We start from the raw sequence: 23,835 nt of genomic DNA, 5'->3' as shown, positions 1-23,835 counted from the left end.
CTAAAAACATTTTAGGCTTGAAACAAATTTCGACTGGTGCGATCCTGCGCCTTGTTCAGCCATGGGCGCGAGGCAGACAGGGGCAGCCGAAAATGCTTGGGCCATCAGCGCATATCGACACATTCACGCGCGACAACCTGCCGCCGCCGGAGCAATGGCCGGAGTTTTTGCTCGACGGCTTCGACTATCCCGACCACATAAATGCCGGCGTCGAATTGACCGACAGGCTGGTCGAAAAAGGGTTCGGCGACCACACCGCGCTGATCGGCAATGGCCGCCGCCGCACCTACAAGGAACTGTCCGACTGGACCAACAGGCTCGCCCATGCCCTGGTCGAGAATTATGGCGTCAAGCCGGGCAACCGGGTGCTGATCCGCTCGGCCAACAACCCGGCCATGGTCGCCTGTTGGCTGGCCGCCACCAAGGTTGGCGCGGTGGTCGTCAACACCATGCCGATGCTGCGCGCCGGCGAACTCGCCAAGATCGTCGACAAGGCGGAAATCACGGTTGCGCTTTGCGATACAAGGCTGATGGACGAGATGACCGCCTGCGCCAAGGGCAGTGCGTATCTCAAGCAGGTCATTGGCTTCGACGGCACGGCCAACCATGACGCGGAACTCGACCGCGCCGCCCTCGACAAGCCGGTCACCTTCACTGCCGTCAACACCGGCCGCGACGATGTCGCCCTGCTCGGCTTCACCTCCGGCACCACCGGCGTGCCGAAGGCGACGATGCATTTCCACCGCGACCTGCTGATCGTCGCCGACGCCTATGCCCGCGAAATCCTGGAGGTGACGCCCGACGACATCTTCGTCGGCTCCCCGCCCCTTGCCTTTACCTTCGGTCTTGGCGGGCTCGCCATCTTCCCGCTGCGTTTCGGCGCCGCGGCGACGCTGCTGGAACAGGCGACGCCACCCAACATGATCCACATCATCGAGACCTACAAAGCGACCATTTCCTTCACCGCTCCAACCGCCTATCGGGCCATGCTCAAGGCCATGGATCAAGGCGCTGACCTGTCCTCGCTGCGCGTCGCGGTTTCGGCGGGCGAGACGCTGCCGGCGCCTGTCTTCGAGGAATGGACTGAGAAGACCGGCAAGCCGATCCTCGATGGGATCGGCGCCACCGAGATGCTGCATATCTTCATCTCCAACCGCTTCGACGACATGAAGCCGGCCTCCACCGGCAAACCCGTCGGCGGCTATCAGGCACGCATCGTCGATGACGAGATGCGGGAGCTGCCGCGCGGCTCTACTGGCCGGCTGGCGGTGCGCGGCCCGACCGGCTGCCGCTACATGGCCGATGCCAGGCAAAAGGACTATGTCCGCGATGGCTGGAATCTCACCGGCGATACGTTCACGCAGGACGAGGATGGCTTCTTCCACTTCGCCGCGCGTTCTGACGACATGATCGTCAGCGCCGGCTACAACATCGCCGGCCCCGAGGTCGAAGCGGCGCTGCTCTCGCATCCCGACGTCGCCGAATGCGCGGTGACCGGCGCCGAGGACGGTGAACGCGGCCAGATCGTCGAGGCGCATATCGTGCTTGTGCAAGGTGTTTCGCCGGACGCATTGACCGTCAAACGCCTGCAGGACCACGTCAAGGCAACGATCGCGCCCTACAAATATCCGCGTTCGGTGAAGTTCATCGACGCCTTGCCCAAAACCCAGACCGGCAAGATCCAGCGCTTCCGGTTGCGCGCGGAGAAGAGCAATTGATTAAGCCGCACGATCCGGCGTCCGATGGCGCGCAGATGTCGTTCAAGGAGCGGATGTCCTACAGCGACTATCTGCAGCTGGACAAGGTGCTCGATGCGCAGGCGCCGCTGTCTTCGGCCCATGACGAGATGCTGTTCATCATCCAGCATCAGACATCGGAATTGTGGATGAAGCTCGCTTTGCACGAGATCGGCGCCGCGATCCGCTCTATCCGCGCCGACCGCCTCGAACCGAGCTTCAAGATGCTGTCTCGCGTCGCGCGCATCTTCGAGCAGCTCAACAATGCCTGGGACGTGCTGCGCACGATGACGCCAAGCGAATACACCGAGTTTCGCGACGCGCTCGGCCAATCCTCGGGCTTCCAGTCGTGGCAGTACCGCGCTATCGAGTTCATGGCCGGCAACCGCAACCTAGCCATGCTCGGGCCGCACAAGCACCGGCCCGATCTTACGGACAGGCTGGAAGCGATCCTGGCCACGCCGTCGCTGTACGACGAGGCGCTTCTGCTTTTGGCGCGCAATGGCTTCGACATCGGCGCCGATGCCGGGCGCACGGACTGGCGCGAGACGCGCGTCGAGAACGAAGACGTGCTGGCTGCCTGGCAAACCGTCTACCGCGACCCGCAGCGCTACTGGATGCTCTACGAACTGGCCGAGAAGCTGGTCGACTTCGAGGATTACTTCCGCCGCTGGCGCTTCAACCACGTCACCACGGTCGAGCGCGTCATCGGCTTGAAGCGCGGCACGGGCGGCACCTCAGGCGCCTCCTATCTGAAGAAGATGCTGGAGGTTGTGCTGTTTCCGGAGCTCTGGACGGTCCGCACCCGGCTCTAGAGCATTTCACCGTTTAACGTAAACGGCGAAATGCTCTAGCTCTTTGATTTGACGCAATTGCGGACGGAAAACCGCTTCACACTTTTCCTGAAATTGCTCTAGTTCCTCAGGTGACCGCGGTCTTCACCGCGAAGCGGGCGTCCTGCCAGGCGCCGGTGCGCAGAATATCCTCCAGGACTTCGACCGCCTGCCAGACATCGCCATATCCGACATAGAGCGGCGTGAAGCCGAAACGGATGGTCGACGGCGCCCGGAAATCGCCGATCACGCCGCGCTCGATCAGCGCGCGCATCACCTGATAGCCATGCGGATGGAGGAACGACACCTGGCTGCCGCGCTGGCTGCCGTCGCGAGGACTTTCCAGTTCAAGCCCGTAGGCGCCGCATCTGGCTTCGACGAGCTGGATAAACAGGTCGGTCAGCGCGATGCTTTTTCTGCGCACCGCCGCCATATCGACGTCGTTCCAGATATCGAGCGCGCCCTTGAGCGCCCGCATCGACAGCACCGGCTGCGTTCCGCACAGGAAGCGGCGAATGCCGCTGCCGACGGCAAAGCCCTGCTCGAAGGCAAAGGGCCGCGCATGGCCCCACCAGCCGCTGAGCGGCTGGTGGGCATCGTCATGGTGGCGCTCGGCCGCGTAGATGAAGGCTGGCGAGCCCGGGCCGCCATTGAGGTATTTGTAGGTGCAGCCGACGGCGAAATCGGCATTGGCACGGTCAAGTTCGACCGGCAAGGCGCCGGCCGTGTGGCAGAGATCCCAGATGATCAGCGCGCCGGCGTCATGTGCCTTGCGCGTCAGCGCCGCCATGTCGCGCAACTGGCCGGATTTGTAGTTGACGTGGTTGACCAGGATGACGGCAACGCTGTCGTCGATCAGCTCCTCGATTGCGGCCGCGTCGACGCCCTCCAGCCGCAGCCGCGTTCCCGGCCGGGTCGAGGCGACGCCTTCGGCCATGTAGAGGTCGGTCGGGAAACTGTCGCCCTCGGCAACGATGACCGACCGATCCGGCCGCATGCCGAGCGCTGCGTGCAGCAGCTTGTAGATGTTGATCGAGGTTGTGTCGCAGACCACCGTCTGCCCATCAGCCGCGCCGATCAGTCGCCCGAGCTGATCTCCGAGTTCCACCGGCATGTTGAACCAGCCGGCGGTGTTCCAGGCGCGAATGAGGTCGTGCGCCCATTCCTGCGTGGCGGCCTGCTGCAGTTCGCTGAAGACGACCGCTGACGCGGCGCCCAGGGAATTGCCGTCGAGATAAATCACACCTTGCGGCAAGACAAAGCGTTCGCGCATGGAGCGCAGCGGATCGGCGGCATCCATTGCTTCGATTGTAGCGAGATCGGGTGTCGTGCTCATGATCCGGCGCCCCTCCATGGACAAACGCGCGCGGCGGAGCCTGCCGCCCAAACATGCCGGCGATCTTGAGTGGTCGCCCTTGAACTGTCAAACATTATATATAATTCACCCATTGAAAGGCTTTGATATATAATGATCCGCCGAGCGTTTATGTCTGATGGATCACGATGCTGGATGACGAGCAGACCTCGAAGACGGAAGCGGCCTATCGCCTGCTCAGGCGCGATATTCTTGCGACCCGGCTGGCGCCTGCCGCGCCGTTGAAGCTGAGCACGCTGCGCAACACCTACGGCATCGGCTGGACGCCGTTGCGCGAGGCGCTGTCGCGGCTGGAGGCGGAACGGCTTGTGACCGCCATCAGCAACCGCGGGTTTGCGGTCGCTCCCGTCTCTCGGGCGGAGCTCGAGGATTTGGCGCGTGCGCGGCTGGTGGTCGAACTGCCCCTGCTGGTGGAATCGATCGAGGAGGGCGACCGTGAGTGGGAAGACGCGGTCGTTGCCGCCCACTATCGTCTCTCACGGTGCGGGTCTGTTCTCGACGATCCATCGGATGATGCGGTCGACGCGTGGTACGAAAAACACGATGCCTTCCATGCGGCGCTGCTCAGTGCCGCGACATCCAGCTGGCTGCTGCGCTTCAATACGACGATTTCCGACCAATTGCATCGCCATCACCGCTTTCTGGGTCTGGCCCCGACGCTGCGCGCCGCCGCCGGCCGCACGGATGGCCACCGGAAGGCCGTGGCGGCCCTGCGCGACGCCGTGGCGATCGAACACCATACCGCCCTGATGGAAGCGGCCCTCGATCGCGACGTCGAACGTGCGAAAACTCTGATGACCGCTCACATCGGCTACACGCTGCAGGTCTATGCCCAGAGTGAACCCGGCGCGGATGCTGCGCAGCCCCGTCCGAAAAGGAAGCGGCGATCGTAGCCGACGACGCAGGGCACTTTGTCTTCGTTTCACCCCGTTGCCGGCCAACGACTACGAGCGGCGCTCGCAGCGCCGAACGTTACGCTGAACAAAACGTCAACACATTCGTTAAACTTTAAAAGGTTGCGGAACACAACTGGAACAGATAGTGTTTGTTCTGGGTTTGTTTTTTCTGATTCTGGTTTCAGAACCCTTGGGGGCCGCGATGCTGACGCGCAAACAACATGAGCTTCTGATGTTCATCCATGAACGCCTGAAGGAGAGCGGAATCCCGCCGTCCTTCGACGAGATGAAGGAAGCGCTCGACCTCGCCTCCAAGTCCGGCATCCACCGCCTGATCACGGCGCTTGAGGAGCGCGGTTTCATTCGCCGGCTGCCGAACCGGGCGCGCGCGCTGGAAGTGCTGCGGCTGCCCGACTCGATCGCACCAGGCCTCAATGCGGCGAGGAAGTTTTCGCCGAGCGTCATTCAGGGCAGTCTTGGTCAAACCGGCCAAGGGCAAGGCGGCCAAGGACAAGGCGCGTTGGGCCAAGGCGGTCTCGGCCGCCAGATCAAGCCGGGCTCGCCGTCGCGTTCGATGTCGGCCGGCAATGACGATGCCGTTTCCGCGATTTCAATCCCGGTTATGGGACGCATCGCCGCCGGCGTGCCGATCGACGCCATCCAGCATCAGACCCATTCGATCTCGGTGCCGCCGGATATGATCATGGGCGGCGAACACTACGCGCTCGAGGTCAAGGGCGATTCGATGATCGAGGCCGGCATTTTCGATGGCGACACGGTCATCATCCGCAATGCCGACACAGCCAGCCCCGGCGAGATCGTGGTGGCGTTGGTCGACGATGAGGAAGCGACCCTGAAACGCTTCCGCCGCAAGGGCGCCTCGATCGCCCTGGAAGCCGCCAACCCGGCCTACGAGACCCGCATTTTTGGACCGGACAGGGTGAAGGTGCAGGGCAAGCTTGTCGGATTGATCCGGCGCTACTGAGCCGGCTTGGGTTTGTACTTTTCACGCTGGTTGTAAGGCGGCAGGCCGCGCGCTTCGCGGGAGAAGCGGCGTTGCTCGTGCCAGGGGCGATACGGCTTGTCGACGGCGAAGCGGATGGTTGGCGCTGCAGCTGCCGATTGCGGATCGAAGAAGACGGCGGCGCTGCCGTCGCGGGCCAGCTGTTTCTTCGTCACGACCAGCACCAGCGGGTCGCGGCACGGATTGTAGGCGGTGGCGTCATCGATGACGATCAGGCTCGCGAAGGCACAGGCCGGCCGCGCCGTCTTGCGGTCTTTCGCAAGCGCTACAATGGCTCCGGAAGGGTGCCGGGCGATACAGAGATCGCCCATGCAATAGAAGGGCGAGCCGGGCGGCAGATCGAGCGGATCGAGATCGAACCGCGTATCTGTTGACTCGAAAATCTCAGGTGGGATAATGGTTTCGGCCCGCAGCGCCCGTTTCCAATTGTCCGTGGTGAATTCGTTGGAGCGTTCGCGGTTGAGGGCGAGTTCGCCGCCACCGATCGGCATGGCCACCAGATGCGCATCCTCGGATATGAGCACGTCGGGCGTAAGCACCTGCGGCACCGTCAATAGGCCGGCCAGCGCGAAAGGCACGGCCGCCAACCTGAGCCAGGTGGTGGCCATGGTGGCGATGACGAGGGCGACCGCCACCAACAGCACCGAGCGGATGGAGATCAGCCCGACGGCGTCGACCGGCGAGCGCTCGGAAATCCAGGCCGATATAGCGATCATCGCCATCAGACCTTTGCCCATCACATAGAGGAACGGCCCGTCGGCGCCGAACGGCATCGCCAGTGCGCTGAGCACGGCAAAGGGCATGACGATCAACGAAACAATCGGCATCACGGCCAGATTGGCGATCAGGCTGAGCGGCGACACACGCTGAAAATGCCAGATGGCGAACAGCAAGGTTGCACTGCCGGCGATGATCGAGGTCATGGCGAGGCCGCCCATGGCCAGCGCGAACTTTCGCGACAGGAAGCCGACGAAGGAGCGCTTTGCCGGCGGCGTTCTCACCTTGTCGGCGCGGTAATCGGCCCAGCCGGCATAGGCGCCGACAAGGGCGGCGGTGGCGGCAAACGACATCTGGAAGCTGGGACCGACCACCTCGTGCGGTGACACCAGGATGACGGCGATGGCGGAGATCGCCAGATTGCGCATGGTGAGTGCGGCGCGATCAAACAGCACGGCGACAAGCATGACCGCCAGCATGATGAAGCTGCGCTCGGCGGCAACCACGACGCCTGAAATAACGAGATAGGCGGCGATCGAGACAAGCGCTGCCGCGGCCGCATATTTCTTCACCGGCCGGCGCGAAGAGAAATCGGGAAACAGCGCAAAGGCGCCACGCAGCAACGCCATGATGGTGCCGGCAACCAGCGCCATGTGCAGGCCGGAGATGGAGATGATGTGGTAGATGCCGGTGCGCCGCATCGCCTCGTTGACCTCGTCCGGGATGCCAGCGCGCACCCCGACAATCAACGCCGCGGCAATCTCGCCTTCGGCGCCGCCGATCTTGCCCCTGATATGGTCGGCAATGTTTTCGCGCGCGTTCTCGATTGCCGAGGAGAGCCGCGCGGTCAGCGGCGGCGGTCCCTGCGTAGCAATGGTTTTCGGATTGCCGAGAAAGAAGCCGCTGCCGCCGATACCGGTGAAATAGCTGTCGAAGGAGAAATCGTAGCTCTCCGGCCGCACCGGACCGGTCGGCGGCAACAGCCTGGCATAGCCGGTGATCAGGGAGCCGGCGGTCATATCGGCGGGAACGGTCCGCGCCGAGAGCCTGACCCGCTCCGGGGCGTAGCGCAGCTCGGGGTAAGCGGTCGAAACCACATCGAGCGTCAGCCTGATGCGGCCGCTTTCCATCTGTTCGAGACTGACGACGCGGCCGGTCAGCCGTGTCTGGATGTCGGAGCCGAGCATCTGCGTTCCGGCGCGCCAAGTCTCGACTTTGGCGGCGACGACGCCGAGCGCGCACAGCATCGCGGCCATGCAGAACAGATGCGTCCTCGGCCGCGATCGCGTGGCGAGGGCGCAACATGTCGCCAGCACCACAATGGCGATTGGCTGCGCAAAGCCGGGCTCGCCGGCCAGCGAGAAATAAATGATGACGCCGGCCGCCAGGAAAACCGGCACCAGCAGGAAGGCGACGCCCCGGTCGAGCTCCGTGTTGGCGGCCACGGCAAGGCTGCGGCGGAGCGCGGGCCATGACGGACGGCGAAGCCGTCTGCGCAGACGGGCGATAGATCCGGGCGCTGTGACTTGCGCCGGCAACGCGTGACCGGGCAGCGCAGGCGCTATGCCGGGATGCGGCTCAGGCAGCGCGAGGGGCAGCGGCTCGGCATAGGGACTATCGGCAAACAGCGAGCGTTCGCTGACGCTTGCCTCGGCGCCTTCGCCTTCCTTCGTGCCCCGGCCACGTCCAGCCATCGGGTCTGCCCCTTGCGCCCCAGACCCCTATGCTACATGAACGCGCAAAGCGCGAAAGTCCGCGTGATCACGTCCACCGCGCCGGAATCGACCATCACCTGGCAAGGACGCTCAATCCTCAATCATATCCTGGCCCTCCGCCCTCAGGCGAGCAAGCCCATCGTGCATTGCCTTCAATTGTTCCGGTGTATGACCCTGCCATTCACCGAGTTCACCCAGGATGAGCAACGGATCACGGGAGCGGTAGGATTTCGTCGGATTACCGGGAAATTTTTTGTCGGTCAGGTTAGGGTCATCCATAAAAAACCCCGTCGGCTTTACGATGTAAATCCTTTGACGACCGTCACCCGTTGCAAGCTCTGCTCCCCAGATGGCGGCTTCCAGTGTCTGGGTGAAATAGATCCATGACAGTGGTTTACCTCTGAAATTGGAAGGGTGGCCGACGCTCAGCAGATCCCCGGGTTTCAAATCCGCCCGGGTACCATGGTAGAACGGATCACCCTCCGTATGGTCGGCGTTTTCGGTCATCGGTAGTCCTTCTTTCAATCATGCCTCCTTCGTGGCGAGACCGGCCTGCACACAGTTGCGGTGTTCACGATAATGGTTGCAGAAAGGTCAATATGCGTGACCAAGCCAACGCTGTCACGGCGGCGTTGTAGTCGGGCAGTGCCGCATCCGTGAAGAAATGTCCGCTCGTCAGAGGGGGCTACCACCGTCGCAGCGATGTTCCAGGCACTGTGACGGACGCTGCAGCCGAATGAAACCCAGACATTGACGCTGCTGCCAAACGAGGTTGCGCGGAGGGTGCGAACAGATTTTGTGCTACAAGGCTCCAGCGCCAGTTGACGCAACCGATAATTGCCGACGTGCCCCGGCCACGTCCAGCCATCGGGTCTGCCCCTTGCGCCCCAGACCCCCTATGCTACATGAACGCGCAAAGCGCGAAAGTCCGCGCGATCACGCTCCGCTTTCCAAGGTTCCGAGAGTTCCATGTCCGACACGGTCGTCACCCGTTTTGCCCCCTCGCCCACCGGCTATCTGCATATCGGCGGCGCGCGCACGGCGCTGTTCAACTGGCTGTACGCCAAGCACACCGGCGGCACGATGGTGCTGCGCATCGAGGACACCGACCGCGAACGCTTCAACGAGGCGGCGACACAGGCCATTCTGGATGGGCTGACCTGGCTCGGCCTTTCCTGGGACGGTGAGGCCATATCGCAGTTCGAGCGCGCGCCGCGCCACCGTGAGGTGGCCGAGGAGCTGGTGCGCCTGGGCAAGGCCTATTACAGCTACGAGACGCCTGCCGAGCTCGAGGCGATGCGCGAGGCCGCACGCGCCAAGGATCTGCCGCCGCGCTACAACGGCCAGTGGCGCGATCGTGCCCCCTCGGAGGCGCCTCCCGGCGTCAAGGGCGCCATCCGCATCAAGGCGCCGACCGAGGGCGAAACCGTGGTGCACGACCGTGTGCAGGGCGAGGTGCGCTTCCCCAACAAGGACCTCGACGATTTCATCATTCTGCGCTCGGACGGCAATCCGACCTACATGCATGCCGTCGTCGTCGACGACCATGACATGGGCGTCACCCACATCATCCGTGGCGACGACCATCTGACCAACGCCGCGCGCCAGACGGTGATCTACAACGCGATGGGCTGGGACGTCCCGTCGATGTCGCATATCCCGCTGATCCACGGCGCCGACGGCGCCAAGCTGTCGAAGCGGCACGGCGCACTCGGTGTCGAGGCTTATCGCGCCATGGGCTATCTGCCCGAGGCACTGCTCAACTATCTGGCGCGGCTCGGCTGGAGCCATGGCGACGACGAGATCATGTCGATCAAGGACATGATTTCGTGGTTCGACATCGGCGATGTCAACAAGGGTGCGGCGCGCTTCGACTTCGCCAAGCTCGAGTCGATCAACGGCGCGCATATGCGCAAGATGGCCGATACCGAGCTGTTCGACATTTTCGTCGCCACTCTGCCATACCTCGAAGGCGGATCTGCTATCGCCGCCCGTCTCGACGACGCCAGGAAGGCGCAGCTGCTGGCCGCCTTGCCGGGCCTGAAAGAGCGCGCCAAGACGCTGGTGGAACTGGCCGATGGCGCGGCCTTCCTGTTCGTCGAGCGGCCGCTGCCGATCGACGAGAAGGCGGCAGCATTGCTCAGTGCCGACGCGCGCGCGATCCTGCGCGGCGCACATGCCGCTTTGCAGACTGTTCCGGGCGATTGGTCGGCTGCCGCGGCTGAAGCCGCGGTGCGCGAGTTCGCAGCGGCCGGCGGCCACAAGCTCGGCGCCGTGGCCCAACCGCTCCGGGCGGCCCTTACCGGCCGTAGCACCTCGCCCGGCGTGTTCGACGTTCTTGCCGTGCTTGGCCGCGAGGAAAGCCTGGCGCGGATTGCGGATCAAATCGATTAGGAGCGAGCTGGCCCAAAAAGATTGGCATTGAAAGGCGGGTTTCGCAGTGCAACATTAGGCCTTGGCCCAATCTGGCACGCACTTCCTAAATGCGGTGGCGAGTTCGCGCATTCCGGTGATTTCGACGTGTCGTTTGCAGGAATTGCCTTGCCGGCATGAGGAAGATGAAGGAGTTTGAGAATGAGCGAAGCTGCGACGAGACTGGAAACCGGCAGCAAGACGACGCACCCGTCGACTGCCACGCTCGAACTGGCCGGCAAGACGCATGAATTCAAGGTGCGGAGCGGCTCGGTCGGGCCCGACGTCATCGACATCGGTGCGCTCTACAACACCACCGGCGCCTTCACCTACGATCCCGGCTTCACCTCGACGGCGAGCTGCGAGTCGGCGATAACCTTCATCGACGGCGATGCCGGCATCCTGCTTCACCGCGGCTACCCCATCGACCAGCTGGCCGAGCATGGCGACTTCCTCGAAGTCTGCTACCTCCTGCTCTACGGCGAACTGCCGACCAAGGCGCAGAAGGACGATTTCGACTACCGGGTGACGCGCCACACCATGGTGCACGAGCAGATGTCGCGCTTCTTCACCGGCTTCCGCCGCGACGCGCATCCGATGGCTGTGATGTGCGGCGTGGTCGGCGCGCTGTCGGCCTTCTATCACGACTCCACCGATATTTCGGATCCGTATCAGCGCATGGTCGCCTCGATGCGGCTGATTGCCAAGATGCCGACGATTGCGGCCATGGCCTACAAATACCATATCGGCCAGCCCTTCATTTACCCGAAGAACGAGCTGAACTTCGCCGCCAACTTCCTGCATATGTGCTTTGCGGTGCCGTGCGAGGAATACAAGATCAATCCGGTGCTGGCGCGCGCCATGGAGCGCATCTTCATCCTGCATGCCGACCACGAACAAAACGCCTCGACCTCGACGGTGCGCCTTGCCGGCTCGTCGGGCGCCAATCCGTTCGCCTGCATTGCCGCCGGCATCGCCTGCCTGTGGGGCCCGGCGCATGGCGGCGCCAACGAAGCGGCGCTCAACATGCTGGGCGAGATCGGCCATGTCGACCACATCCCGGAATTCATCGCCCGCGCCAAGGACAAGAACGATCCGTTCCGGCTGATGGGCTTCGGCCATCGCGTCTACAAGAACTACGATCCTCGCGCGAAAATCATGCAGAAGACGGCGCATGAGGTGCTGGGCGAACTCGGCATCAAGGACGATCCGCTGCTCGATATCGCCATGGAGCTGGAAAAGATCGCGCTGACCGATTCCTACTTCATCGAGAAGAAGCTCTATCCGAACGTCGATTTCTATTCCGGCATCACGCTGAAGGCGCTGGGCTTCCCCACCACCATGTTCACCGTACTGTTCGCGGTCGCGCGCACCGTCGGCTGGATCGCGCAGTGGAAGGAAATGATCGAGGATCCCCACCAGAAGATCGGCCGTCCGCGCCAGCTCTATACCGGTGCCCCGGAACGCGACTACGTGCCGATTGCGAAAAGGTGAAAGAGAGTGAATGGTGAATGGTAAGTAGTGAATAGCAGGTAGTAAGTAGCAGGTAGTAAGTAGCAGCTTGATTATAGCGAGAGCGCGTTAATCACTATTCACTATTCACTATTCGCTATTCACTATTCATCGTTCACTCCTTACTAAGCCTTATTCGCTCTCCCGATGTGGCGAAGAACGACATCCGCGGCGATATCGCCGGACGGCTTGTCGGTTGCCATACGCCTGGCAACTTCGGCAAAGCCGTCCTTTTGCCAGGCGCGGTAGGCGGTGTCTGAAAACAGTGCCTCGAGCTGCCGCGCCAGATAGTGCGGCCGCACATACTGGTTGTAGCTTTCCGGCACGACCGTCCGGTCGGCGATAAGGTTGGGCAAAGCGGCGCTCCACACCGTGATCAGGCTCTGCGCCATCAGCATGATCGGATCGAACTTGTAGCAAGAGATCATCGGTACACCCGACAATGCCAGTTCCAGCGAAACCGTTCCAGACGCGATCAGCGCCGCATCGGCCTTGCCGAAGGCCTGCCATTTGCGCTCGGGATCAAGGATGACCTCCGGCTCCTGATCCCAGCGCGCCACCGACGTTTTGACCAGTTCGGCGACATGCGGCACCGTCGGCAGCAACAGCCGCAGCCGGTGGCCACGCGCGCGCAGCGCCGACACCGTCTCGCCGAACGGACCGATAAGCCGGCTGACCTCGCCGCGCCGCGACCCTGGCAGGACGAGCAGCGTCTTGACGTGATCGGCCGAGAGATCGCGTGGCTGGGCTTGCGCCCTGGCCGCGCCCAGCACGCCTGGATCATGCGTGAGGCGATGTCCGACGTAAGTGCCGGGCGGGCCGCCGAGACGGCTGAGCTCCTTTACCTCGAAAGGCAGGATGCACAGTATGTGGTCGACATAGGGCTTCATCGCGGCCGCCCTACCCGGCCGCCACGCCCAGACGCTCGGGCAGACATAATGGACGGTCGGGATTGACGGATCGGCGGCGCGGACCTTTTTGGCGACGCGCAGCGAGAAATCAGGGCTGTCGATGGTGATCAGACAGTCGGGTTTTTCGGCGGCGACAGCACTTGCCGTCTGGCTGATCCGCCGCATCAGGCGCGGCAAGTCACGCAGGATGGCGCTGAGCCCCATCAGCGCGATCTCGGCGCCATCGAACAGCGGCGCCAGTCCGAGCGCCTGCAGATGCCGCCCGCCAATGCCGACGAGTTGCACCTCGCGCCCGGTCATGCGCTTCAGCGCCTGCACGATGTCGGCGCCCAGCAGGTCGCCGGATTCTTCGCCGGCGACGATGGCAATCTTCAGCGGCTTCTCAGCTGCCATGGACAGCCCCCGCAGCCGGCAGGCCGAACACGAACAGGCCGAGCGCATTGGCGTGCGCGACAACGGCGGGGCCTTCGAGGATGAGCGAACGGCCGGCTTCGACGGCAATGCCGGCGAGCCCCGCGGCATGCGCCGCCTCGACGGTCTGGGGGCCAATAGATGGCAGATCGGCACGCAATTCCTGGCCAGGCTTGGCGCATTTGACCAGGACACCGCGCGTCTTGCCGGCCAGCCTGCCATGGCCGCGCAACTGCTGCGTCCGCTCGAGCAGTCCGTGGGTGCCCTCGACGCCTTCCAGGGCAACAGTGCGGCCACCGATGGCAATTGCCGCCTGACCAATGTCGAGCGCGCCGATGGCCTTTGCCGCCGCGTGTGCCGCCTCGATATCGCGCCAGTCGGACTTTCGCGGCACTGCTTTGGTCAGCGGCCCTTCGGCCGCGACGAGCCGGGGCACGACTTCATGCGCACCGACAACCTTGACGCCCCGTGCCTCCAGGCCGCGGGTCAATATCTTCAACAGCCCGTCATCGCCGCGGGCAAGCGCCATGGCGAGCGAGGGTATAAGCACCAATAGCCCAAGGCTCGGGCGCATGTCGACCAACCGCGGCCTGCGCCTGATCTCGCCGGCAAGCACAAGATGGGTGATCCGCCGGCGCCTCAGCAACGCAACCAGCGAGCCGATGTCTTCCAGCGCAAGGCTTTCATGCTCATAGATTGTGAGGTCGGACCGACGGTCGGCCTGACCTTCGACCAGGATGATGACGGGCGGATGTCCGGCCTCCGCCAGGCCGGCGGCAACTTCGACCGGCAAGCTACCGCCGCCGGCAATGATGCCGACCCTGGCGTCCGGCGCAAGATCGAGGCCCGTTGAAGTGGCCTCAGCCTTCGTCATCGGCATCGTCGCCGTCGCCACCCTTGAGCGACGGGACGGCAAAATGCCGCTTGCCGCGACTGGTGATGAAATCGATGATTTTCATGGCCGTCGGCGACGACGCAAACTCGGCCTTGGCGAATTCGATGTTCTCGCCGACAGTGCGGGAGCGGTCGAAGATGGTCTTGTAAGCCTTGCGCAGCAGGTAGATTTCGGCGCGCGGCAACCCGGCGCGCTTCAGGCCGATGATGTTGAGTCCACGCAGGCTGGCGCGATTGCCCACCGCAATGGCGTAGGGAATGACATCGCCGACAAAAGCCGAGCAGCCGCCGAGAAAGGCGTTGTCACCAACACGCACGAACTGATGAACGGCGCTGAGGCCGCCGATATAAACGCTGTCACCGACCTCGCAATGGCCGCCCAGGGTCGCGCCATTGGCGAAGGTGGCGTTTTTACCGACGACGCAATCATGGGCAATGTGGGCATAGGCAAGGAAATTGCCGTTGTCGCCGACGGTCGTCTCACCGCGGCTGGAATCGGTGCCGAGATGCATGGTCACGCCTTCGCGGATCGTGCAGTTCTGGCCGATGACCAAAGTGGTGCGGCCGCCCTTGTGCTTGGTGTTCTGCGGCGGTCCGCCCAGTGTCGCCATTGGATAGACCTTCGTCGCGGCGCCAATGGTTGTCGCGCCCAGCACCGAGACATGGCTGACCAGTTCGACGCGGTCACCGATCACGGCGTCAGCGCCGACATAGCAGAAGGGCCCTATGGAGGCGCCTTCGCCGATCTGGGCACCGGCCTCGATAACCGCCGAGGGATGGATTGAAGTCTGTATTTTCATGAGCATTTCGAACCGTCAGCCGGTAACCATCATTGCCGAGATCTCGGCTTCGGCGGCCTTTGTGCCCTCCACCATGGCCTCGCAGGCGAATTTGAGCAGGTTGCCGCGCATCTTGATTTTCTTGACGTGGATTTTCAACTGGTCGCCCGGGACGACCGGTTTGCGGAATTTCGCATTATCGATGGTCAGGAAATAGACCAGCGACGGCTTTTCCGTGTTGAGGTTACGGATGCAGATCGCCCCGGCGGTCTGCGCCATGGCCTCGACGATGAGCACGCCCGGCATCACCGGCTGATCCGGGAAATGGCCCTGGAAATGCGGCTCATTGATGGTCACGTTCTTGATGCCGATGGCAGAATCATTGCCGTCGATTTCGATGATGCGATCGATCATCAGGAAGGGATAGCGATGCGGTAAAAGCTTCATCAACCCCAATATATCGACCGCTTCGAGCGTCGCCGGCACCATCTCAGCTACTTCCCCCTTCGCCCTGCTTGCGCGTCCTGGCGAGCTTCCTCAGCATGGCGATCTCGCGCATGGCTTCCGCCATCGGCTGCGCCGGATAGCCTCCCCAGATCTCGCCCGCCGGCACGTTGCTCATGAACCCGCTTCTTGCAGCAAGCTTGGCCCCTGATCCGATGGTCAAATGATCGGCAAGGCCAACGCCGCCGCCCATGGTGACACCGTCGCCGACGGTGACGGAGCCGGAAATACCAGAGAGCCCGGCAATAATGCAATTGCGGCCGATGCGAACGTTATGGGCGATCTGCACCAGATTGTCGATCTTGGTCCCCTGACCGATGACCGTATCCGACATGGCGCCGCGATCGACGGTCGTGTTCGAGCCGATTTCGACATCGTCCTGAATGATGACGCGGCCGACCTGCGGCACACGCTCAGGGCCTTTGGCGCCGCCGACAAAGCCGAAGCCGTCCTGGCCGATCCTGGCGCCGCCATGAATGATGACGCGGTTGCCGATCAGCGCATATTGAACACTGACACCCGGCCCGATGTAGCCGTCACGGCCGATTTGGCAGGAGGGGCCGATAACGGCGTGGGGGGCAATGACCGTTCCGCTGCCGATGGAAGCGCGGGGGCCGATGACCGCACCGGCCTCGATGATCGCCCCGGCCTCGATATGCGCCGAGGCATCGACATGAGCTTGCGGCGAGACCCCGGTTTCGCTGGTCATCGGCCCCGGCGTAGCCGCCGTCGGGAACAGCAGCCGGCCGATCATGGCGAAGGCCTGCTGCGGGCGCGGATGAACCAGAACCGCGATGCCGGCCGGCGCCTTGCCGGCGAACTCGGCGGGACAAAACACGGCCGCCGCCTTGAGCGACTGCATCAGCGCGAAATTGCGCTTGCCGTCGACGAAGACGAGCGCACCCTCGCCGCCTTCGTTCGCTGGCGCCAACGCATCGATCGATATGTGGGCAAGGTCGGAATCGACGAGCGACGCGCCGGTCAGATTCGCGACTTCGCCGGCCGTATACCGGCGTGATGGCGCGAAGAACACCGGATCGGTCATTCCAGAAGCAATATCCAGCTAGGTCGGATCAATTCTCATCCGGGCCCCAACGGCCCGGAAGCATCGTTACCGCAAGATCAGAAGCGGCTCGACATGCCGAAGTTGAATTCCTGCACGTCGTCGGTCTTTTCCTTCTTGATGGGCATCGCGTAGTCAATGCGGATCGGGCCGAAAGGCGATGACCACAGCAAGCCGACACCAACCGAAGCGCGCAACTCTAGATCAGTTGAAGCTTGAGTAACCCCGGCGACGTTTATCTTGCTGCCGTACAGTGTGGCGGCATCAGCAAACACAGCGCCGCGCACACCAAAGCTTTCCGGAATGACCGGTATCGGGAATTGAGCTTCGGCCGACGCATTGAAATAGGTGGTGCCGCCGAGGTGGTCACCCGTTGCAATATCCGCGGGGCCGATACCGCCATACTCGAAGCCGCGGATCATGCGGTCGCTGCTCTGGAACTGATCGAAGATACGCAGGCCGTTATCGCCATAGCCCGCGATATGGCCAGCACCACCTGAGATCAGGCCGACCAGATCCAGCTGTTCGGACAACGTCTGGTAGACAGTGCCACGACCGGTAACCTTTACGAATTTGGCATCGCCACCAAGGCCGGCCACTTCCATGGTCGTGGTGGCGTAGATGCCTTCATGCGGGCTCTTCATGTCGTCGATGGTGTTGTAGACCAGCCCAAGGCTGACCGACGACTTGATCCAAGGGCTTTCATCAATTCCCTGGACGATCGCCGCAGATACGTTGCAGTCCGCGTCGGGAATCCCGTCGCCAGGGGCGTTGCCCGGGATGGCAGGATTGTTATCGCAACCGTCGTCGAGCTTGTACTTCTCCTGGGCGATATTGTACGCCAACTGTGTCGAGATGTTGTCGGTGATCGGCAGGCCGAAGCGCACCGTCGCACCCAGCGTCTCGCTGTCATAGTGGTCGTAGTTGCGCGTCTGCTGGAAGATGTCGAAGCCGGCAGCGATACGGCGCCCGAGGAAATAGGGCTCGGTGAAGGACAGGCTGTAGTCGCGCGAATTCTTGCCACCACCCGCCGAAACCTTGATGTACTGGCCGCGACCGAGGAAGTTGCGCTCCGCGACCGAACCTTCGACGGACGGACCCGCAGTGTCGCCACCGGTCGAATATCCTGCGCCAACCGAGAACTCGCCGGTCGATTTCTCGACTACGTCAACCACGAGCACGACCTGGTCTGGCTCAGAACCCGGGACAGTCGAAACGTCGACTTTCTCAAAGTAATCTAGCTTTTCCAGCCGCTTCTTCGCGCGCTGGATGAGTACCTGGTTGAAGGCGTCGCCTTCGCTGACATCGAACTCACGACGAATGACATAGTCGCGCGTGCGGTCGTTGCCGCGGATTTCGATGCGCTCGATATAGGCCTTGGTGCCCTGGTCGATCGTATAGACGACCGAAATGGTGTGGTTCTCGAAGTTGCGATCACCGCGCGGCGTCACCTGGGCGAAGGCATAGCCCGAACCCGCGACCTTTTCGGTCAGCGCGATGATGGTGTCCTCGACATCCTTGGCGTTGTAGACGTCGCCCTTGTGGGTCTGAACCACCGATTCCAACGCCTTCGAGTCGACTTCGGGAATGGTGCTCTCGACGCTGACGTCGCCGAACGTATAGCGGTCGCCTTCCTGGACGGTGATGGTAACGGTGTACTGGTTGGTCGTGTCGTCGAGCTCGCCGACGGCTGAGACCACCTGGAAGTCGGCATAGCCGTGATTGTAATAGAAGCGGCGCAGCGATTCCTGGTCGGCGCGGAGCTTGTCCTCGTCATAGACGTCGTCACGCAGCACGAAGGACAGGAAGCTCGAGCGCTTAGTGGCGATGACGTCAGACAGGCGGCGGCTCGAATAGGCGCTGTTGCCGACGAAATTGACAGCGGCGATCTTGGTGCGGCCGCCTTCGTTGATGTTGAAGACCACGTTCACGCGGTTGTCGCCGAGATCCATGATCTGCGTCGTGACAGCGGCGTCATCGCGGCCAATTCGCCTGTAGGCAGCCTTCACCGCCTCGACATCGGAGTCCAGCGTTGCCTGCGAAAACGTCCCGCGCGGCTTCAACTGCACGGCGACTGCCAGCGCATTGTCCTTGAGCTTCTTGTTGCCCTGGAACAGAACCTGGTTGACGACCTGATATTCGGCAACCTTGACCACCAGCGTCGAACCGACCTGATTGATCTGCACGTCCGAGAACAGCCCGGTACCGAACAGCGCCTTGACCGCATCGTCGATATCGGCGCTGGAAAACGCCTTGCCCGGCTTGATCGTGATGTAGTTGCGGATGGTGTCGGCGTCGACACGCTGGTTGCCGCTGACCTCGACTCTCGAGACAACGGCTGCCTGCGCCGCAGATGTGGCAACGAACTGCACGGCGAGCACACCTGGTACAACCAGAGCGGCGGACATGGCCACTGCGGACGCGGCGCTCAAAAATTTGGATGCTGCCTTCATCGGGCTTTTGTACCTTTTCTCGAAGTCCCCACGGCGAGAAAACCGGACGTGCGGTAATTTCTCCTACCGTATTAACCGGATTTTCCCTACACGCAAGGCTTCTGGTTAATTTGTAATTACTTAACCCTGATGCGTGGCTTTCGCGTCACGCATACCCCCGTGCATGGTAAACGGCGTCTCAACATTGCCGGTGCTGAAGCCAAATTTCTTCATGATTTCAGCACCCAAACAGATCGTTCCAGAAGACGAAGCCCATAAATCCCAGCACCAGAAAGAGGCCGGCCCGGTATCCCATTTCCATCATCCGCTCCGATACCGGACGCCGGAAAACGGCTTCGAGTGCGTAGAACAGGAGGTGGCCGCCGTCGAGGGGGGGAATCGGCAAAAGGTTCAGAATTCCGATCCCGACCGACAGTCCGGCGACGAGCTGCACCAGCCACAGGAAGCCCAGCTTTGCCGCCTGCCCCGACATCTTGGCGATCTTGATGGGGCCGCCCAGCTGGCATTTGTCTTCGCGGCCGACAACGAATCGCTGCAGGAACTGGCCGGTGCGCTGAATGACGTGCCCCGTCTCCTCGACCGCGGCGCCGACTGCTCCGACAGGGCTGTAGGTGATCAACCTGGGCTGGCCGACATCCTTGTTGTTTACGACGCCGATGACGGCCACCTTGACCTTGTTGCCCAGTGCGTCCAGCTGCTCAATCGGCTCCGGCGTCGCGATGACGGTGACCTCCTTGCCCTCGCGCAACATGGTGAAGGTGATGGCGTCGCCGCCGCGGCCTGAGACCAGGCGTTGGACGTCGGCGAAGGTCTCAACCTTGCTGCCGTCGACGGCGACGAATCGGTCGCCTGGCAAAATGCCGGCCCTTTCGGCTGGACTGCCGGCGGTGACCGCCGCCACCATCGGCTCAAACACAGGGCGGCCGTAGAGGGAAAACAGCACGGCAAAGACGGCAATGGTCAAAAGGAAGTTGAACAGCGGTCCGGCCACCACCGTGGCGGCGCGTTTCCAGATGGGTTGCGTGTGGAAGGCGACCTTGCGTTCAGCGTCAGTCAGCGTTTCCAGATCTTCCGAACTCGGCTGGCTCGACGTGGCGCTCATGTCGCCGACGAATTTGACATAACCGCCGAGCGGTATGGCGCAGAGCTTCCAGCGCGTGCCGTGGCTGTCGTTGAAGCCGAGAAGTTCGGGGCCGAAGCCGATCGAAAAGGCCTTCACCCCAATGCCGCACCAGCGGCCGACCAGGTAATGGCCCATTTCGTGAATGAAGACGACCACGGTCAGCACGAACAGAAACGGCACCAGCGTGCCGAGGACAAAGCCTTCCGTGCTGAAAAACGCGTGAAGAATTTCGTTCAAGTCATGCCCTCAAATTCACCCGCGGCAAAAGGTGTCGCCGCGACTGTGACATCAATCCAGGCGAATCCGTGGCGTGCGCCATTTCTTCGCCGTGAAATATCACTCAAGCCGGAAACAGCCCCTGCGCCGGATGATCGGCGCCCGCCGAAATCCAGCCGATCACGTATAGGGCAAAAGCCGCCGCGACAAGCCCGTCCACCCTGTCCATGACACCGCCATGCCCGGGTATCAACGCGCTTGAATCCTTGCGGCCGTGGCGGCGCTTGACCCAGGATTCGAAGAGATCGCCAGCCTGGGCAACAATCGACAGCACCAGCGCAACCAAGGCGAGGACGCCAAGATTGCCGGCCCCGGCGGAGGCAGCCAGAAGCACGCCGGCGGCCACGCCGCCGACAGCGCCGCCAAGCGCGCCGCTCTGCGTCTTGCCGGGGGATATAGATGGCGCGAGCTTGGGCCCACCGACGGAGCGGCCGACGAAATAGGCGAAGATGTCGGTCGCCCAGACCACGGCGAACAGAAACAGGATTGCGACCAGGCCGGGATGGTCGCCGCCGCGCAGCAGCGCCAGCGATAAGCCGGACAAAGCCGCGTAGGCAAGACCGGCTGCATCCCATTGCGCCGCTCCACGCATACGGGCGCCGATAGCAGCGACCACAACCATGGCCAGGACAAGAGACAGAAGCCACGATGCCGGCACGCCTGCAACCAGGGCGACGACGAAAAACAGAAGCAGCGCTTCGGGAATGAAGCCGAGGGTCGCACCGGCCAAGGGGCGCGACATGCGCGCCCATTCATAGAAGATGACCGCCGATATCCCGGCGCAAAGCAGGCGGAACCACAGCCCTCCCAACCAGGTCAGGCCAAGCGCTATTGCGGCCAGCACCAGCGCCGAGACGATGCGAAGCTGAAGATTGTTCATCCCGCCGCCGATCACGAGGCAGCGACATCTTGAGCGGCAAGCCCGCCAAAACGGCGCTCGCGGCCAGCAAAATCGCGCAATGCGTCGGCCAGGTGTTCGCGGCTGAAGTCAGGCCAGTAGCAAGGCAGAAAAACCAGTTCGCTGTAGGCTGCCTGCCACAGAAGGAAGTTCGACAGCCGAAGCTCGCCACTGGTGCGGATGACCAGCTCCGGATCGGGAATGCCTGCGGTGTCGAGGGCGCCGGCAAAAGTGTCTGCCGTGATCGCCTCTGCGTCGATCTCGCCGCGCGCCACTGCGGCTGCGAGCTTGCGTGCCGTGCGCACGATCTCGTCGCGCCCGCCATAGTTGAAGGCGATGACCAAGGTCAGCGATTCATTGCGCGCAGTCAGCGATTCGGCCTCTTCCAGCAGGCCCCTGATGTCCGGCTGCAGCCCCGCCCTGTCACCGATGATCCTGACGCGCACGCCGTTCTGGTGCAGTTCGGCCAGATCGCGGCGGATGAACAGTTTCAAAAGCCCCATCAGGTCGCTGACTTCGGCCTTGGGCCGCGACCAGTTTTCCGACGAAAAGGCGTAGACGGTCAGGAAGGAAATGCCGAGACCGGGCGCGGCGCGCACCGTCTTGCGCAGCGCTTCGACGCCGGCGCGATGGCCGGCAAGCCGCGGCATGCCGCGCGCCTTGGCCCAGCGTCCGTTTCCATCCATGATGATCGCGACATGCGCGGGCGTTGCCATTGTCTCGCTTTCGGGCCGGTGTGGGCCGACCCTAAACCTGCATGATTTCAGCTTCCTTATCGGAAAGCAGGTGATCGATGGTGCTGATCGTCTCGTCGGTCAGCTTCTGGACCTGATCGGAGCGCTTGCGCTGATCGTCCTCGCTGATGTCGCCGTCCTTTTCGGCCTTCTTCAAGAAGTCCATGCCGTCGCGACGGACATGGCGCACCGCGACGCGGGCGTTCTCGGCGTAGCCATGCGAGATCTTGACCAGTTCCTTGCGGCGCTGCTCGTTGAGCTCGGGCAGCGGAATTCTGAGATTGGTGCCGTCGACGATCGGATTGAAGCCGAGATTGGATTCTCTGATGGCACGGTCGACCGCGCCGACCATCGACTTATCCCAGACCGAAACCGAAATCATGCGCGGCTCGGGCACCGACACGTTCGCCACCTGGTTGATGGGCATGGTGGTGCCGTAGGCCTGGACCTGGATGGCGTCGAGCAGATTGCTGGAGGCACGGCCGGTGCGCAGCGAAGCCAAATCGTGCTTGAAGGCGGCGATCGCGCCATCCATGCGCCGCTTGAGGTCGTCGAACTCACCACTCATCTTAGTCTCCTCGACCCGTTTGATCCGGGTTCACTGCTTAGGGCCCATATTCCGACCCTCTTTCGAAAACTGATCCCTTTTTGGAGAGTATACTCCGGATTATTCGTCGGCGACGATCGTGCAACGGCCGCCGCCCCGCAGAATATCGCCGAAACCACCTTTTTCGTGGATCGAATAGACGATTATCGGGATGTTGTTTTCGCGCGCAAGTGCAATTGCGGCGGTATCCATGATCGATAAGCCCTTGTTGATGACTTCGGCATGGCTGATGCGCTCGAAGCGGGTCGCATTCGGATCCTTCTTGGGATCGGCCGAATAGACGCCGTCGACCTGGGTGCCCTTGAACAACGCGTCGGCGCCGATCTCGGCGGCGCGCAAGGCCGCGGCCGAATCGGTGGTGAAGAACGGATTGCCGGTGCCGCCGGCGAAAATGACGACCTTGCCCTGGTTCATATAGGCGGTGGCCTGGCGCTGGGAAAAACTCTCGCACAGTTCGGGCATGGCGATGGCCGACAGCACGACGGCATCGACGCCGATCTTGTTCAGCGAGGTGCGCAGCGCCAGCGAGTTGATGACGGTGGCCAGCATGCCCATGTGGTCGCCGGTGACGCGGTCGCCGCCCTTGGATGCCACCGCCACGCCGCGAAAGATATTGCCGCCGCCAATGACGACGCCGACCTCGATGCCAAGCGCGCGGGCTTCGGCGATGTCGGCGGCGATTCGGTCGACCACCGAGACGTCGATGCCGAAATGCTGCTCGCCCATCAACGCTTCGCCCGAGGCTTTCAGCAGGACACGTCGATAGAGGGGCTTTGCCGTCATCTGGACCTCGTCATTGATTGCGTGTGGCAGCCTGGGCAGGCCGCCCTCGCGCGGGCGCCGCCGCTGGCGCGATGCCGAGTTCCGATACACGAAGGGGCGCCCGCAGTGACGCGCCGCCCCCGGGCGCAATACCCCGTACCCTCGGGGGCCGGGAGGTTCGTGGGGGGGTGTCGGCGGCG

The 23,835-nt window shown here is 62.8% G+C and carries 20 protein-coding genes; 6 read left to right on the top strand and 14 right to left on the bottom strand.

The features are described 5' to 3' along the window. The first annotated feature begins 92 nt into the window (after nucleotides 1-92). Nucleotides 93-1,718: an AMP-binding protein gene (locus NKJ77_RS27855; RefSeq protein WP_023671045.1), complete on the top strand. Its 1,626-nt coding sequence runs from the start codon at nucleotides 93-95 to the stop codon at nucleotides 1,716-1,718. Further along, nucleotides 1,715-2,551 carry a tryptophan 2,3-dioxygenase gene (gene kynA, locus NKJ77_RS27850; RefSeq protein WP_352536076.1) on the top strand — a complete coding sequence of 279 codons (837 nt, stop codon included), beginning with the start codon at nucleotides 1,715-1,717 and terminating at the stop codon, nucleotides 2,549-2,551. Before NKJ77_RS27855 ends, kynA begins: the two co-directional genes overlap by 4 nt. 106 nt (nucleotides 2,552-2,657) lie before the next feature. Here kynA and kynU read toward each other — a convergent pair whose 3' ends face one another. Then, nucleotides 2,658-3,905: a kynureninase gene (kynU, locus tag NKJ77_RS27845; protein WP_023696564.1), complete on the bottom strand. Its 1,248-nt coding sequence runs from the start codon at nucleotides 3,903-3,905 to the stop codon at nucleotides 2,658-2,660. Nucleotides 3,906-4,072: 167 nt separating this feature from the next. On the opposite strand from kynU, the gene NKJ77_RS27840 reads away from it, so the two are divergent. Beyond that, a complete protein-coding gene (locus NKJ77_RS27840) occupies nucleotides 4,073-4,837 on the top strand; it encodes a GntR family transcriptional regulator (protein ID WP_352536075.1) in 765 nt (254 codons plus the stop codon). 205 nt (nucleotides 4,838-5,042) lie between these two features. Next, on the top strand, nucleotides 5,043-5,825 hold the full coding sequence (gene lexA, locus NKJ77_RS27835) for a transcriptional repressor LexA (RefSeq protein WP_023684703.1): 783 nt from the start codon (nucleotides 5,043-5,045) through the stop codon (nucleotides 5,823-5,825). On the opposite strand, the gene NKJ77_RS27830 is transcribed toward lexA, so the two are convergent. Together NKJ77_RS27830 and arr are read right to left on the bottom strand one after the other, a co-directional pair. Further along, nucleotides 5,819-8,275, bottom strand: coding sequence for a ComEC/Rec2 family competence protein (locus NKJ77_RS27830; protein ID WP_352536074.1), 2,457 nt, complete (start codon nucleotides 8,273-8,275; stop codon nucleotides 5,819-5,821). The genes lexA and NKJ77_RS27830 overlap by 7 nt on opposite strands. A gap of 111 nt (nucleotides 8,276-8,386) precedes the next feature. Continuing rightward, on the bottom strand, nucleotides 8,387-8,803 hold the full coding sequence (arr, locus tag NKJ77_RS27825; RefSeq protein WP_023688571.1) for an NAD(+)--rifampin ADP-ribosyltransferase: 417 nt from the start codon (nucleotides 8,801-8,803) through the stop codon (nucleotides 8,387-8,389). 462 nt (nucleotides 8,804-9,265) lie between these two features. Here arr and gltX point away from each other — a divergent pair, with 462 nt between their 5' ends. Both gltX and gltA read left to right on the top strand, forming a co-directional pair. Then, on the top strand, nucleotides 9,266-10,690 hold the full coding sequence (gltX, locus tag NKJ77_RS27820) for a glutamate--tRNA ligase (protein ID WP_352536073.1): 1,425 nt from the start codon (nucleotides 9,266-9,268) through the stop codon (nucleotides 10,688-10,690). 180 nt (nucleotides 10,691-10,870) lie between these two features. Beyond that, the gene (gltA, locus tag NKJ77_RS27815) at nucleotides 10,871-12,202 is read left to right on the top strand and encodes a citrate synthase (protein WP_023671037.1); all 1,332 of its coding nucleotides are present in this window, start codon (nucleotides 10,871-10,873) and stop codon (nucleotides 12,200-12,202) included. Nucleotides 12,203-12,345: 143 nt separating this feature from the next. On the opposite strand, the gene lpxB is transcribed toward gltA, so the two are convergent. From lpxB to pyrH, 11 genes are all read right to left on the bottom strand, one after another. Next, nucleotides 12,346-13,524 carry a lipid-A-disaccharide synthase gene (lpxB, locus tag NKJ77_RS27810; RefSeq protein WP_352536072.1) on the bottom strand — a complete coding sequence of 393 codons (1,179 nt, stop codon included), beginning with the start codon at nucleotides 13,522-13,524 and terminating at the stop codon, nucleotides 12,346-12,348. Then, complete coding sequence (locus tag NKJ77_RS27805) at nucleotides 13,514-14,416, bottom strand: LpxI family protein (RefSeq protein ID WP_352536071.1); 903 nt, start codon at nucleotides 14,414-14,416, stop codon at nucleotides 13,514-13,516. Before NKJ77_RS27805 ends, lpxB begins: the two co-directional genes overlap by 11 nt. Beyond that, a complete protein-coding gene (lpxA, locus tag NKJ77_RS27800) occupies nucleotides 14,403-15,236 on the bottom strand; it encodes an acyl-ACP--UDP-N-acetylglucosamine O-acyltransferase (RefSeq protein ID WP_023734357.1) in 834 nt (277 codons plus the stop codon). The genes NKJ77_RS27805 and lpxA overlap by 14 nt, the downstream gene beginning before the upstream one ends. A 15-nt stretch (nucleotides 15,237-15,251) precedes the next feature. Further along, nucleotides 15,252-15,704, bottom strand: a complete 453-nt coding sequence (gene fabZ, locus NKJ77_RS27795) for a 3-hydroxyacyl-ACP dehydratase FabZ (RefSeq protein WP_023684696.1) — start codon at nucleotides 15,702-15,704, stop codon at nucleotides 15,252-15,254. A 1-nt stretch (nucleotide 15,705) separates the two neighbouring features. Beyond that, nucleotides 15,706-16,764: a UDP-3-O-(3-hydroxymyristoyl)glucosamine N-acyltransferase gene (gene lpxD / locus NKJ77_RS27790; RefSeq protein WP_023688576.1), complete on the bottom strand. Its 1,059-nt coding sequence runs from the start codon at nucleotides 16,762-16,764 to the stop codon at nucleotides 15,706-15,708. Between the two features lie 77 nt (nucleotides 16,765-16,841). Next, nucleotides 16,842-19,235: an outer membrane protein assembly factor BamA gene (gene bamA / locus NKJ77_RS27785; RefSeq protein ID WP_352536070.1), complete on the bottom strand. Its 2,394-nt coding sequence runs from the start codon at nucleotides 19,233-19,235 to the stop codon at nucleotides 16,842-16,844. Between the two features lie 217 nt (nucleotides 19,236-19,452). Then, entirely contained in the window at nucleotides 19,453-20,595 is a 1,143-nt protein-coding gene (rseP, locus tag NKJ77_RS27780; RefSeq protein ID WP_352536069.1) for an RIP metalloprotease RseP, read from the bottom strand. A gap of 103 nt (nucleotides 20,596-20,698) precedes the next feature. Further along, the gene (locus NKJ77_RS27775) at nucleotides 20,699-21,514 is read right to left on the bottom strand and encodes a phosphatidate cytidylyltransferase (RefSeq protein WP_352536068.1); all 816 of its coding nucleotides are present in this window, start codon (nucleotides 21,512-21,514) and stop codon (nucleotides 20,699-20,701) included. Nucleotides 21,515-21,525: 11 nt separating this feature from the next. Beyond that, nucleotides 21,526-22,248, bottom strand: a complete 723-nt coding sequence (locus NKJ77_RS27770) for an isoprenyl transferase (protein WP_023748403.1) — start codon at nucleotides 22,246-22,248, stop codon at nucleotides 21,526-21,528. Between the two features lie 31 nt (nucleotides 22,249-22,279). Beyond that, nucleotides 22,280-22,834 (bottom strand): ribosome recycling factor, encoded by a 555-nt coding sequence (gene frr / locus NKJ77_RS27765; RefSeq protein WP_023671027.1) that lies wholly within the window; start codon nucleotides 22,832-22,834, stop codon nucleotides 22,280-22,282. 99 nt (nucleotides 22,835-22,933) lie between these two features. After that, nucleotides 22,934-23,656, bottom strand: coding sequence for a UMP kinase (pyrH, locus tag NKJ77_RS27760; protein WP_023671026.1), 723 nt, complete (start codon nucleotides 23,654-23,656; stop codon nucleotides 22,934-22,936). Nucleotides 23,657-23,835: the final 179 nt, after the last annotated feature.

The organism is Mesorhizobium sp. M0052 (assembly GCF_040323255.1).
Lineage (GTDB): Bacteria > Pseudomonadota > Alphaproteobacteria > Rhizobiales > Rhizobiaceae > Mesorhizobium.
This window is presented reverse-complemented; position numbering and strand designations above follow the sequence as displayed.